This is a genomic window from Nostoc sp. 'Peltigera membranacea cyanobiont' 210A, from assembly GCF_002246015.1.
Classification (GTDB): Bacteria; Cyanobacteriota; Cyanobacteriia; order Cyanobacteriales; family Nostocaceae; genus Nostoc.
The window spans coordinates 228,565-241,937 of record NZ_NOLJ01000010.1 but is presented as its reverse complement, the minus strand read 5'-3'; the positions used below and the strand labels follow the sequence as shown (position 1 = coordinate 241,937).

The following is a 13,373-nucleotide window of genomic DNA, read 5'->3' as shown; positions in this document are numbered from 1 at the left end:
CGAGTTTTAAGCTTGAAGTTTCATTATTTAAAGTTGAAGCAATAGTATTTACTGCTAACAAATGACAAATGACTAAACTTTCGCTTCCTGTTGCTGATACAGACAGTAGTAATAACCTTTGAGCGCCATCAATTCTTCATGAGTACCCTGTTCTACTACAGCACCTCGATCCATCATGAGAATGACATCGGCATTGCGAATTGTGCTGAGGCGGTGAGTAATGAAAAACACTGTTTTATCTCGGAAAGCTGTTGCCAAGTTACGGCAAACTTGGGCTTCGGCATTGTAATCTAAGGCGCTGGTAGCTTCATCCAGAATCAGTAATTGCGGATTTTGCAGAACAGTACGAGCGATCGCTACTCGTTGGCGTTGTCCCCCAGACAGTCCTGAACCTCGTTCGCCCACACGGGTGTTATAGCCACTGGGCAGAGACATAATAAAGTCGTGGGCAAACGCTACCTTGGCGGCGGTAATAATTTCTTCATCGCTAGCATCAGGATATCCCAAGGCAATGTTTTCGCGGATTGTGCCATCGAATAGTAAGGTATCTTGTAACACCATACCAATTTGACGGCGTAAAGAATAAAGTTCTACTTTGCTGATATCATAGCCATCAATCAAGATTTTGCCGGACTTGGGTTCGTAAAGTCTGGGTAATAATTTTAGCAGTGTGCTTTTACCAGAACCACTTTGTCCAACAATTCCCACAAAGGAGCCAGCAGGAAAGTCTAAGTTAATATTGCATAGTTGCAATGGCCCGTGTTCTGAGAAACTGAAGCTGAGATTTTCAAAGTGGACGCTACCTTGAACACTGGGCATAAGGATATTTTGACAGTTACCGATTTCTACTTCTTGGGGAGTATCTAAAATATCAGCAAGGCGTTGCAGAGATAGAGCGGTTTCTTGGAAGTTTTGCCAAAGTTGCATTAGGCGTAATAAGGGACTAGTAACATAACCAGCCAGGATGCGGAAAGCGATGAGTTGTCCCAAGGTTAGGTGCTGATTGAGGACGAGAAAAGCTCCCACCCACAGCACTAACATACTGGAAAACTTGTTGAGAAAACTGCTAACAGAACCGGCAGTAGTTTGGGTAGAGACTGTTTTGAAACCAGCGCTGATGTAACGAGCATAGCGTTCTTGCCATTGCCAACGCGATCGCATTTCTAAATTTTGCGCCTTGACTGTCTGCATTCCCCCCATCACTTCCACTAGGTAAGATTGCGTCTCGGCATTGCACTCAGCTTTTTCTTGCAATTGTCGGCGCATCACAGGTGATACCATCAAGTTGAGCAAGCCAAACAGGGGTACTGTTGCCAAAGCAACTAATGTCAACACTGGGCTATAAATCGCCATTACTAAAATGTAGACCACTGAAAATACAGCATCCATCACCACAGTTAAAGCTGTACCAGTTAAGAAAGAGCGAATATTTTCCAGTTCGTGAATTCGCGTTGCCAATTCTCCCACAGGACGGCGTTCAAAGTAAGATAATGGCAGACGCAACAGGTGATTAATCACCTCAGAACCAAGGGCGAGGTCAATTCGGTTAGTGGTATCTGTAAATAAATGAGTGCGGATACTGGTGAGTATTGCTTCGATGACTGCTACTACCAGCAAAAAGATGCCAAAAACTTCCAGGGTATCAGGACTGTTACCAACCAGTACTTTATCAATAATCACCTGTGTGGCGAGGGGATTTACCAGCCCAAACAGTTGAATAACAATGGAAGCAATTAGTACTTCAATTAACACCTTGCGATAGCGCCGCAGTGAGGGTACAAACCAACTCAAACTAAACCGCGCCTTGGGAGTATTTTTGGTGGTTTGCAGCAGCAGAACCTCTCCTTCAGCCCCCCAGTTTTCGGCAAAGTCTCGGAGTTTGTAGCGCAGTAATCCCATCTCTGGAACGGCAATGAGTAACTCTCGCTCGCTATTTTTGTAAATAATTGCAAAACTATCTTGCCAAGAAATCATTACTGGTAATTGCAAGCGTCCGACTGCGGTAGCGGGAACTTTTACCATCTGTGTTGTCAACCCCATCAACTCAGCAGCAGCAGCGCAAAATTGCAGAGATATAATACCTTTCTGTTCGTACTGCTTGGTCAACACCCGCTGCAATGTATCTCTGCGCCAGGAGATGTTAAAGTATTGGCTCAACATCTGGAAGCAAGCTAGTGTTGCATCCAGCGGCCCTCTACCTTTAATATAAGGAAACTTCTTTTGTTTACCCTTAGCTGGTGCTTCTGTGACAGTAATTTCTGAGGCGTAGGGAATCTCTGCGGGTAAGAGTGTTTTTGGTGTAGGAGAAGCGAGATTTTCTCCAAGTATTGATTTGGGCAATCCCACCAGACGCATATTTGTATTAAATTTCAGCTTGGGATTGAGTTCATCCAACTCTAAGCGACTCCCCACAGGGAACTCAGGATCGAGATTACTGCTGACTAACCACAAAAATTCTGAATCTAACTGCTGGCGGAAAACTTTGCGTGCAGGAATTGTTTGGATAATCGCAACTTCAGTTGCAGCCTGGGCAAGCTTAACTAAATTCCTGCGACCATCTGCGCGACGGCTGAGTTCTTCAGTGAGCAGTTCATGCACTTCTAAGAGAGTAATCTCATTTTGCAAGGCGTGGACAAAAGCCTCTTCCTGCTTGAGTAAAGTTAGAAAACCAGCAATAGGTAGATTAATAGCGATAACTTCAGTAGAAGCGATCGCAGTTTCACAAGCAATACCCCGCATATAACTTACCCAACCCAAAACCTCTCCTGCTGAGAGTAACTTCAGTGTCGCCGGATTTTGTCCTTGGGAATTGTAGGTTAATAAACGCGCTTGTCCTTGGTAAATAATGCTAATCCAATTGGGCATAGCTTCCCTGGTTACTATTACCTGCCCGATGCGATAACGACAAAATTGCACCTTGTCGAGCAAATTTTCTAAAACATTTGGTGGCAGATAATTAAAAGGAAATAGATCGGCAATATATTCTTGAATATCAATGGTTGTATTTGTCATCATCTTGCACCCGATTTTAATAATTTCTAAGCAGCCTTCGCTTCTTGAATCTGTGCTGGTTTGGTGTTGATTCCCATCCAGGTTTTTTCTTCTGGTAATAGTTGATTTAGTTGCTGTTGAAACCAAGTTTCAAAATTTTCTTGCAGCAATCGTTGGCGCATAAAATCGTCCAACTGGGCAGTTATAAGCTTTTCCACGCGTACAATTATCCATGAGTCTCCAAAGGGTACGGGTGGTTGAACTATACCTACTTGACTTGTGCAAAGTAACTGAGCAAAATTGGGAGCGATCGTACCAAGTTCTACTGGGCCGATGATGCCATTTGTGTCAGCTTCTGGCCCTTGAGAATATTCACGAGCTAGTTCCGAAAATGATTGTTCTCCTTCTGTAATTCGGAAGAATAGCTCGTTAGCAGTTCCTCTATTTTCAGTCCGAATTAAAGAATAAATGACTTTATCAAAATGTTTTTTGTATTTGAGAAAGTAAGATTCTAATTGATGTCCCCAAGTTATTTGCTTGAACTTTTCGACTCTCAGCTTGCGGGTGGCGAAAAGTTCTAATTTTTCTTGAGTTAAACCATAACGCAAACACCAATCTTGGATTTTTTCTTCGCTGTTTAAATCCCAAAGCTGATAAAATTGCTGTAGAGCCTGAGTTGTTTCGGCTTGTGTGCAAGCGATTGGTGCGATCGCTAATTCAATAATGCTCTGAGATAACAATTGCGGGATTAGATTGTAACTTGCTAAAAAGGGGATAATTTCTGGCGGTAAGATGACGCTGCCACTACGCCCGTCGTAGACATCGCCTAGTTGTAATGTTTTATTCATATTCGTGCAAATATTTGAGCCGTGCAGAGATAAATTGAGAAATGCAAGCGGTAAAGTTTGAATGGCACTAAGTTAAGATACAGCCCTTGTCCCAACTGCTTCCCAGCCTGGAGGCTGGGAACGAGGATACAATAAGTCTTTGGGCTTTTCTTAGTGCCATTCGGTAAAGTTCAGGTATAGATTTGTACCGCTTGCATCATTTGCATACTCTTGAAAGCATTGCCGTACAAAGCTTTCAAGTACTACTCACCACTGCTAATGCCTAAACTTAAGCAGGGACAGAGAACTGGTTAAAAGTCACGTTGTAGTTAGTGGCGCCAGTGAATTCAGTTACCTGCAAGAAGTAGTCACCACGTACACTAATGTTGGAAATCAGTTCTGAAGTAATACCTGCATTATTAGAGCTGGCAATTACCTCACCTGCATCGACGATACGATTGTTGTTAGAATCTCGAATCACCCGGATATCAGCATCGCTGCTTAATCCTTCCAATCTGATATCAACACCCTGACGAAATCCCAAAGAGAAGCTGTAAACATCGGTAGTGTTCTGGTTATTGACGTTACCTGTACGAGTGACATTACCTGACAAGTCACCAAGTACAAATTCTTTAGGAAGAAGGTTGCTGGAACTGGCTGAAATCGGAAAAGTTCCCGAAGGTTCAGTCGCAGATAAGGCTAAATTGTAACTGACATTGCCTGAACTACCTGGAGCAAAGCGAGAGACTTCCGCAAAAAAAGTACCTGGGCTAGTTTTAAAGTTAATCGCCTCATCTTGGTTGCTTCCGTGATTGGAAACAATTCCAACTTTTCGGTCGAAGTCATCCAATACACCGTTAAGATTAGAATCCTTAAACAGCCGGATATCGGCATCATCACCCGCGCTGATATCTGTGAGAGACAGGTTGATATTTTTGCCACTGGTGGTTTTAAACTGAAAGACATCCGTGGTATCAGATGTAGTTAAATCAAAGTTATTCTTAACAACAGGAGTGCTACCGAGTGTACCAAGATCGAAAAGTGCCATTTTTTTGTCCTTTAGATGTTGATTGTGATGTGGTCAAGTTCAGATTAAGTTGTGGTTTGCACAGATGTAAATCTTCGATTGAAATCGATATTTACTGGAATGTAGTGGCTGAGAATTTGATGAAAATAAATATTATTTATTATTTTCAATAGACCCTTAGCTGTTTGGTTGTGTGCTTGCCGCGTTCAGAACTTGTTGTTTATCCATGAATCTAAATTAAACTGTTTTTTCAATAAACACAGCATGAAAAAGACTTCTATAGTTAGGTGTTTGTTAAAGTAAATTTCAAGTGTTTTGTATTGTTTAGTCATAAAAAGTCTTATGACTCACCATTGGCGTAATCGAGAATGAGTTTGATGAAATAAGAGATGTGTGAAGAAGTAGGCGAAAGCTTGTGTCAAGGCGATGGTAGCACTACAAGCCTTGTTGTCATTGATACAAAAAAAGCCTCTGGTAATTCAGAGGCTTCTTATGATTAACTGGATGTTTCTGGTAGTCTTTAAGCGATCGCTAATTTATGAGTTTTCACTCCTCACTTGTTACACTTCACTTCATCAACCGGCGATAGAACTTCACAGACATACATCTGTGCCTAAATCCCTTCCCCGATTGAAGCTTAAAAAATCTTTAACATCAATTTTGTTGAAATATTTGATCGATGCGGCTATAATTTATGCAATGAAGCAGTAAGTTCAGGTATAACTTTCTGCCGTTTGCATCATTTGCATACCCTTGAAAGCATTGCCGTACAATACTTTCAAGTACTAATCACCACTCCCGATGCCTAAACTTAAGCAAAGGGGGTGGTGAACTAGTTAAAAGTCAAAGTATAGTTAGTGCTATCTTTGAATTGCTCGACCTGTAGAAAGTATTTCCCAGCATTATTAATATTGGAAATAATATCTGAGGTAATACCGCTCTTAATAGAACGGGCAATTTCCTCGATTGCGATTAAAGTATCGAATTAGTTGGATATCAGCATCGTTGCTCAGTCCGCTTTAGTTAAGTTTGATGTAATTTTTTTGTCTAAAGTATGGAATAAAAGCGGCAAAGTTCAGATAGGATTCTTTGCCGCTTACATCATTTGCATACCCTTGAAAGCGTTGCCGTACAAAACTTTCAAGTACTACTCACCACTATCGATGCCTAAACTAAAGCAAAGGGGGTGGTGAAGTGGTCGAAAGTCACAGTGTAGTTAGAGGTAGAGAACTGAGTGACTTGCAAGAAGTAGTCACCAGATAAGTTAGTGTTGGAAATAAGCTCTGACCCAGTACCTCCACTAGTAGAGCGTGCAACTTCCTCACCAGCATCAACGATGCGATTGTTGTTAGAGTCCCGAATTAGGCTAATGTCAGCATCGCCGTTCAGTCCGTCCAACTTAATGTTGACACCCTCAAAGAATCCCAAAGAGAAGTTGTAAACATCAGTAGTATTTTGGTTATTGACGTTACCTGTACGAGTAACATCAGCTGACAAGTTACCAAGTACAAATTCTTTAGGTAGAAGGTTACTGAAACTGGCTGAAATCGGAAAAGTTCCAGAAGGTTGAGTTGCAGACAAGGCTAAATCGTAACTGACATTGCCTGAACTACCTGAGGCAAAGCGAGATACTTCCGCAAAAAAAGTACCTGAGCTAGTTTTAAAGTTAATCGCCTCATCTTGGTTGCTTCCGCGATTGGAAACAAGTCCAACATTTCGGTCGAAGCTGTCCAATACACCGTTATTGTTAGCGTCTCGAAACAGCCGGATGTCGGCATCATCGCCAGCACTGATGTCTGTCATAGACAGGTTGATATTTTTGCCACTGGTGATTTGGAATTTAAAGACATCTGTGGGGTCTGTGGTAGTTAAACTGAAGTTATCTCTGACAACAGGGGTGCTACCGAGTGTACCAAGATTGAAAAGTGCCATTTTTTGTCCTTTAGGTGTTGATTGTGATGTGGTCAAGTTCAGATTAAGTTGTGGTTTGCACAGATGTAAATATCGCTTGAAATCGATATTTACTGGAACGTAGTCGCTTAGAAGTTGATGAAAATAAATATTATTTATTATTTTCAATAGAGTCTTAGCTGTTTAGTTTTGCGCTTACCGCGTTCAGAACCTGTTGTTGAACCATGAATCTAAATTAAGCTGTTTTTTAAATAAACACAGCATGAAAAAGACCTCAATAGTTAGGTCTTTGAAAGTAAATTTCAAATGCTTTGTATTATTTAGTCGTAAAAAGTCTTATCTAGGGCAAACAGATACAAAGAAGGCAGACAGTACTGATGTTGCAGTGACGTAAAATCTATCAGAATTCTCTAACCTTTACCTGAGAGAGCAGCTTCAACCATTGGTGTCAACTTAAGCTGAAACTCCTTTAAAACCCCGTTTCTAGCCTCTGGCTGGAAATGCCTGTGCATACTCAGCTTTTTCCGCCATGTCTCCATATAACTGCACCAGCATTAGTGAGCGCCATGCGATCGCTTTTCAAAACTGCTTCAGCATTAGCGATCGCTTCTCGATCTGCCTGAAGGGTTGCTGTAGCCGATTTGCTATTGGAAACGTATTGCTGTGCTTGATCTAAACTAATCGCGCCTTTCTTATACAATGCACCATAGCGATCGCTCTGTCCCTGAGCAAATTCTGCTTGTGCTTGATCCTTAGCCAAATTCGCTTGCGCTTGTCGCACTAAGGCTTGGTCTTTGACTAAAGCGGCTCTAGCTTGGTCTACCTGACCCAATCTAGTTAATGCATCTCTTGCTTGTTGTACCGAGGCTTGGTCTTTGGCGACAGTACCTTGAGCTTGCTGGATTGCAGCAGCTTGCGATCGGTCATCTAGAGTAAATAAAAGTTGTCCCTTTTTCACCTCTTGACCTTTCTTGAAATAAACTCCAATAATCCGCCCGCTAGCTTGGGGTGTAATTGCAACTGTAGAACCCGATTGCACATTACCGATCGCCTGCAATTGCACCGGAACCGTTTTTTGTGTCACCATTGCCACGGTTACAGGTGTCACTTGCTGCTTATTACGCCCAGATTTTTCAGTTTTGTCTGACTTGGCTGCACCTGCATAAATACCAAAAATACCCAGCCCAGCCAGCAATATTACCCCTAAAATTACCAAACGAATCTTTTTCTTTTTTGGCGATCGCGGTAGCTCTGGTTCTATGCTGTTCTCAGTCAAACGCTCGTTAGAAATTTCATGGTTCATCAGAACCTCCAATGCATTTTAGTTAATTAAAAACCGTGAAATCCTTTATCACCTCAACTCCCGCTAATACCAATTTCATTTGAAGCGGCACATCTAATACCATTTTGGATTTTAGACTTCGGCTTACCTCGGCTCCGCTCGGCACAAGTCGCTCAGTCGAACGATTTTGGATTGTGAAACATCCATTGGACAAGTGTTTTAATTTTCCGTCTGTCGCAATCATTTTTCAAATTGGTATAAATAATTAGTTTTTTCCGGTTTGTTCGATGTGCTTTGTCAAATAATGATGATTTTGTTGATTTCCAATCAAACAAATAATATTGTTAAATACCTTTTAATTAATCATATTTAAAATATCTCATTATCTTAATTAATACTTTGTTTTTACCCGCGTTTACTTATTATTTTTTAGCTGCCGATATAGAATGTGGAGAGCTTGTTTTTCTATCTGTCTGACTCGTTCACGACTAATACCCATGCGCTGACCAATCTGTTCTAGAGAAAGTTCATTTCCATCTGTCAAACCAAAGTGTAAATTTAATATTTCTTGTTGTTGTCTAGATAAACTTGACAATAATTCTTCAAGTTCTTGATTGAGAGATTGCTCAGTGGTATAGCCATTCTCAGAATATCTGTAATCTTCTATTAAATCTTCTAACTTGACATCTTTCTCTGAGCCAACTCGAATATCTAGAGATATAGTTTGACGAGCTAAAGTTAGATATTCCCGAATCTGACTAGGCTCCAAAGAAAGTGCATGAGCAATTTCCGTAGTGGTAGGAACGCGACCCAGTTTTTGAGATAACTCTCGCTGAACGCGCTTAATTTTATTTAACTTCTCATTTATGTGAATCGGTAATCTAATTGCGCGTCCTTGTTGGGCGATCGCTCTAGTAATTCCTTGACGAATCCACCAGTAAACGTAGGTTGAAAATCTGTATCCTAAAGCCGGATTGAATTTCTCAATCCCTCTTTCCAAACCCAAAGTACCTTCTTGAATTAAGTCCATCAGTTCTAAATTCCGTCTCTGATATTGCTTGGCAATTGACACCACGAGCCGGAGATTGGACGCCATCATTTTCTGCTTGGCTTTTTTCCCTTGATTTAGCTTTTGAAGTAGTTCCTGTTCGCTTAACTGCATCTGGTTAGACCATTCTGACAGTGTGGGGGTACGATTTAATTCAACAGTCAGTTTTTCGGATTCAGCAAGTATTTTCATCATCTGTTGAACTTGTTGGGCAAAAAAAACTTCTTGCTCTTGGGTTAACAGAGGTATCCGTCCAATTTCTTGAAGATAAGCACGTACTGTATCAGTTGTAAATTGAGATGCTTTGCTTGTGTTAATAGCTTTAGTATCTGGTAATGATGTTAAGTTACTCATGTTGAGTTAGCCTCTGCCTATTCTATTAATTGGGGTATTTTTTTTCGGGAAAAAGTGCAGATAGTGACTTGATGAACCATAGAGGTTTTTATAAAAGAACCAGGTATCAAGTACTAGTTCCAAAAGAGCAATCAATACCCAAATTGCTAAAGAAACAATTACAGGTAGGCTGAGATCGGGAAATTTCCTTTGCAAATCGATAATGCCAAATAACAGCAAAAATACAAGCGAAACTCCTAGAAGAAATGACAGCTTGACAATCGCGAGAATGAACCGACTCATCTCTAGGATGCGATTGTAAAGTCTAGAAAATCTTTCCATGATTTCTTCCATGTTATTGATCACAAGTAAAATTTGTTGTTGATGCAGATGTGTAGCTAAGGAATATTGTTGCTGTACTTGCGTCAATTCCTGTTCATTCTTGAAATTATCTATTAGTTCCCACCGGGCCGAGAATCCGCTTCACGGCATCGTCAATTTTCATCCCCTGGGTTTTTTGACCGTTAATTTGGACAATTACATCGTCTGGCAAAATGCCCGCTTTAAAAGCAGGGGTTCCTTGAATTGGGGCGACAACAGTTAAGGCTTTAGTTTTTTCATTCTGTGCCAGTTCCAGCCCTACGCCACTGAGGTTGCCAGAAATATCGTTATTTAGGGCTTTAAATTCTTGCGGGTCAAAAAACTCGGTGTAGCGATCGCCTAATTTCGCCACCATTTCTTCAATCGCTCCATAAGCCTCTTTCTTGGAACTATAGGAACGGCTAAGATACTGCTGGCGAATTGCTTGCCAATCTTGATGGTTAAAGCTGACATCAACATAGTTTTTATCTAGGATTTGCCACACCTCATCCACCAGTTTTTGAGAGCTAGGTTGTGGTTTACCTAGATAGAGCTTTGGAAGTGTATAGACTAGTTCCTACAAAGATTGTGGCTATAACAGCCAGTTCTATCTTGACGAGCAATTTTTGTTTAAACATACTTTAATTATTGAAGAATAATCCAGAATTCAGAATCCAATCAATGAAGGTCTGAATACCCCAGTAACAGATAATTACTCCTGAATTCTGTTTTGATAAAACAACTAGGAATTATCTTGAGATTTTCCTTTGCGGTGGGGATAGGCAGTCTTAAAAATATCCTGAATTTTAGTCTTTTGTTCAGCAGTAAGATTTAGGCTCAACACTGCTTTACGCATTTTTTCGCCTTTTTGTAATTTCGTTGACAATTCCTTTACCTGATCTGGGGTCAGAACTGCCTCAACTTGCTTGCGAATTTCTTCGCGCTTTTGAGCGCGTTCTGACGTATTCGATGCCGGAGAGTTCGTGGTAGAAGTATCAGCTACCTTTGTGCCAGAATCATTACCTTGAGACACATCTGGAGATTTAGTACTGGTGCAACCTGTCATTCCTGTAATTAGGATAGTTGCAAATAGCAGGGTTGGTAAAATTATCTGTTTTTTAATCATTTACTTCTCTGGTTTTTGTTGTGTGTAATAGAACTGTTCTGACTCAATTTCGGTTTATGACTGTTTAGAAGATGTTAAAAAAGTTGCTGCTTTACTCACACCAGCTAATCTTAGAAGTTGGAATGAGTTTGCACATGAGCTAGAATTCCTAACCTGACCAGTAAAAAAGTACTCAAGTTATTGTGACTTTTTTCCTAATTTAGAAATAATTAATTAGTCGAAACGGCTCTATCAATACTAGAGACAGATTCGTTATATAGGGGAGGAATGGGTACTGGGGAATGGGTACTGGGGAATGGGTACTGGGGACTGGGTACTGGAGAAGAAATTATGAGTAAGATTTGATTGGGGTCTGAATTCCCATTCAAATCTCCCCAATCCCCAGTCCCTAGTCCCCAGTCCCCAGTTCAATATTTCCCTCTAAAATAGTGAAAATACCTATGGTTTTGTTACAAAGACCATTGAGTTGGAACAGTTCTATGGTTAGCTTGACCTACCCATCTTTCCGTCTGTTGCTTTACCTAGAGTGGCTGTTATTAGCCACGGCAGTGTTTATGGAAGTTCTGCTGCCGTTTCAGTTGTCCTGGTCTTTGCCGCTAGGAGTTCTGGCGATCGCAACTTTCAGCTTGATGGGTTTGAGGCTACCAATGGTGAAGCCGGAAACCAAATTACTTTATACAGCCCTGGAATTTGGTTTAATTTTGCTGCCAGCAACTCAACATACTTTATCGACTCGCTCCGTTTTCTTGCTGTGTCTGGTACTGGTGATGCGGAGTTGTCTCATATTTAAGCGATCGGGGCAGTTGGCTGTCTTGATTTTATCTCTGCTTTCTTATGGAACACTGCTTTTATCCAGACCGATTGTACCTGAGAATTTTCTGCCAGATAAGCTGATCCTCATGTCCTGGGATTGGCGATTAAGTAATATATTATTGTTTAGCTTAACGTTAGTATTCGCTTTATTGTTAATTAATGCCCTGCTTGCAGAGCGCCAAAGTCGAGAGCAGTTAGAAATTGCCCATCAGCAATTAGAGATCATCAATCAACAACTTTGCCAGTATGCCCTGCGGATTGAAGATCAGGCAACCTTGCAAGAACGCAACCGAATTGCCCGCGAAATTCATGATGGGTTAGGACACACTCTCGCCGCCCAAACCATTCAGATTAATAATACTCTGTTGTTTTGGCAATCAAATAATGATAAAGCATTGACATTTCTCAAACAGGCAAAAGAACTGGGGGCTGAAGCGCTGCTAGAAATTCGGCGATCGCTTTCGGTTTTGCGTTCAAATCCTTTGCAAGGACAATCTCTCAAATCATCCATTGAAAAGCTGTTGATAGATTTTCAGCAAACCACAGGTATTGAACCATCCTGTAAAATTGATCTACCGCACACCTTACCAACAGAAGTAAACACGGCTTTATTTCGCATTGTGCAAGAATCGCTGACAAATATTTGCAAACACGCCGAGGCGACGAGTGTCACCGTTAAACTTCTGGCTCACCCTGGGATGATTCATCTGTCAATCGAAGATAATGGAAAAGGTTTTAACCCCACTCAAAATACAACCGGGTTTGGATTACAAGGGATGCGAGAACGGACGGTTGCACTGGGTGGCCAGTTAAATCTCCACAGTCAACTAGGAACAGGTTGCTGTATTTCTGTTTCCTTGCCACTCTCAAAGCTGTTGGTGTTTTAGCTTATGATTCGGATTTTATTAGTTGACGATCAGCATCTGATTCGCCAGGGACTTAAGAGTATGCTTGAGTCGAATGCAGAGATGCAGGTAATTGGAGAGGCAGAAAATGGGCAACGGGCACTCGAACAGATTGCCGCACTGCAACCCGATATTGTGCTAATGGATATTCGGATGCCCGTAATGGATGGAGTCGCCACCACAAAAGCGATCGCTCAACAATATCCTGACATTAAGGTTCTCGTCCTCACCACCTTCGATGATGATGAGTATGTTTTCCAGGCGATGCGGCTGGGTGCAAAGGGCTATTTGCTCAAGGATACCGAACCAGATGAATTAATGTTGGCAATTCGATCCGTCTACAAGGGACAAACCCTACTCGGTCCGGGATTGTTTGAGAAAGCACTCACGCCGATTACCGCACCTGTCCAGTCTGTGCAACCCCCTCCAGAATTGGCGCAACTCACACCCAGAGAATTAGATGTATTGCGGTTAATTGCTTGTGGAGCCAATAACCGAGAAATTGCCGAATCGCTGTTTCTTTCAGAAAACACTGTTAAAAATTATGTTACTAATATTCTCAGTCGGTTGAGTTTACGCGATCGCACTCAAGCCGCTTTGTTTGCCCATTCTTTGTTTAGTGGACTGAAGTAGAGTCTACTTGGGCAAGGTTATCGTTCGCTAGAAAGACAAAGTGTCGGGAAAGGCATATTTCCCGACATTTTATGCACATAAATAATACAAACCTAAATTAAAACACCGTCCAGTGGC

11 protein-coding genes are annotated in these 13,373 nt (G+C 41.4%); 2 read left to right on the top strand and 9 right to left on the bottom strand.

The genetic code is table 11. The features are described 5' to 3' along the window. Positions 1–72: 72 nt before the first annotated feature. From CDG76_RS28815 to CDG76_RS28765, 9 genes are all read right to left on the bottom strand, one after another. Positions 73–3,015, bottom strand: a complete 2,943-nt coding sequence (locus CDG76_RS28815; protein WP_094352276.1) for a peptidase domain-containing ABC transporter — start codon at positions 3,013–3,015, stop codon at positions 73–75. Positions 3,016–3,038: 23 nt separating this feature from the next. Continuing rightward, positions 3,039–3,839 (bottom strand): peptidylprolyl isomerase, encoded by an 801-nt coding sequence (locus CDG76_RS28810; protein ID WP_094352275.1) that lies wholly within the window; start codon positions 3,837–3,839, stop codon positions 3,039–3,041. Between the two features lie 268 nt (positions 3,840–4,107). Beyond that, on the bottom strand, positions 4,108–4,866 hold the full coding sequence (locus CDG76_RS28805) for a PPC domain-containing protein (protein WP_094352274.1): 759 nt from the start codon (positions 4,864–4,866) through the stop codon (positions 4,108–4,110). A 1,146-nt stretch (positions 4,867–6,012) separates the two neighbouring features. After that, positions 6,013–6,777, bottom strand: coding sequence for a PPC domain-containing protein (locus tag CDG76_RS28795; RefSeq protein WP_094352273.1), 765 nt, complete (start codon positions 6,775–6,777; stop codon positions 6,013–6,015). 493 nt (positions 6,778–7,270) lie between these two features. After that, positions 7,271–8,059: a biotin/lipoyl-binding protein gene (locus CDG76_RS28790; protein WP_223265433.1), complete on the bottom strand. Its 789-nt coding sequence runs from the start codon at positions 8,057–8,059 to the stop codon at positions 7,271–7,273. Positions 8,060–8,453: 394 nt separating this feature from the next. Continuing rightward, positions 8,454–9,440: an RNA polymerase sigma factor, RpoD/SigA family gene (locus tag CDG76_RS28780; protein WP_094352271.1), complete on the bottom strand. Its 987-nt coding sequence runs from the start codon at positions 9,438–9,440 to the stop codon at positions 8,454–8,456. Between the two features lie 6 nt (positions 9,441–9,446). Beyond that, the gene (locus tag CDG76_RS28775) at positions 9,447–9,848 is read right to left on the bottom strand and encodes a hypothetical protein (protein ID WP_094352270.1); all 402 of its coding nucleotides are present in this window, start codon (positions 9,846–9,848) and stop codon (positions 9,447–9,449) included. 19 nt (positions 9,849–9,867) lie between these two features. Then, positions 9,868–10,284 (bottom strand): PDZ domain-containing protein, encoded by a 417-nt coding sequence (locus CDG76_RS28770; RefSeq protein ID WP_143854188.1) that lies wholly within the window; start codon positions 10,282–10,284, stop codon positions 9,868–9,870. 237 nt (positions 10,285–10,521) lie between these two features. After that, entirely contained in the window at positions 10,522–10,905 is a 384-nt protein-coding gene (locus tag CDG76_RS28765; protein WP_094352268.1) for a hypothetical protein, read from the bottom strand. A gap of 479 nt (positions 10,906–11,384) precedes the next feature. Here CDG76_RS28765 and CDG76_RS28760 point away from each other — a divergent pair, with 479 nt between their 5' ends. Together CDG76_RS28760 and CDG76_RS28755 are read left to right on the top strand one after the other, a co-directional pair. After that, positions 11,385–12,605, top strand: coding sequence for a sensor histidine kinase (locus tag CDG76_RS28760; RefSeq protein WP_223265432.1), 1,221 nt, complete (start codon positions 11,385–11,387; stop codon positions 12,603–12,605). 3 nt (positions 12,606–12,608) lie between these two features. Beyond that, complete coding sequence (locus CDG76_RS28755) at positions 12,609–13,256, top strand: response regulator (protein ID WP_094352266.1); 648 nt, start codon at positions 12,609–12,611, stop codon at positions 13,254–13,256. The last annotated feature ends 117 nt before the right edge of the window (positions 13,257–13,373 follow it).

What these genes read in the sequence shown, in the direction of transcription:
- CDG76_RS28815 (WP_094352276.1), bottom strand. Translation starts at nt 3,015, where the DNA reads ATGATGACAAATACAACCATTGATATTCAAGAATATATTGCCGATCTA.
- CDG76_RS28810 (WP_094352275.1), bottom strand. Translation starts at nt 3,839, where the DNA reads ATGAATAAAACATTACAACTAGGCGATGTCTACGACGGGCGTAGTGGC.
- CDG76_RS28805 (WP_094352274.1), bottom strand. Translation starts at nt 4,866, where the DNA reads ATGGCACTTTTCGATCTTGGTACACTCGGTAGCACTCCTGTTGTTAAG.
- CDG76_RS28795 (WP_094352273.1), bottom strand. Translation starts at nt 6,777, where the DNA reads ATGGCACTTTTCAATCTTGGTACACTCGGTAGCACCCCTGTTGTCAGA.
- CDG76_RS28790 (WP_223265433.1), bottom strand. Translation starts at nt 8,059, where the DNA reads ATGAACCATGAAATTTCTAACGAGCGTTTGACTGAGAACAGCATAGAA.
- CDG76_RS28780 (WP_094352271.1), bottom strand. Translation starts at nt 9,440, where the DNA reads ATGAGTAACTTAACATCATTACCAGATACTAAAGCTATTAACACAAGC.
- CDG76_RS28765 (WP_094352268.1), bottom strand. Translation starts at nt 10,905, where the DNA reads ATGATTAAAAAACAGATAATTTTACCAACCCTGCTATTTGCAACTATC.
- CDG76_RS28760 (WP_223265432.1), top strand. Translation starts at nt 11,385, where the DNA reads ATGGTTAGCTTGACCTACCCATCTTTCCGTCTGTTGCTTTACCTAGAG.
- CDG76_RS28755 (WP_094352266.1), top strand. Translation starts at nt 12,609, where the DNA reads ATGATTCGGATTTTATTAGTTGACGATCAGCATCTGATTCGCCAGGGA.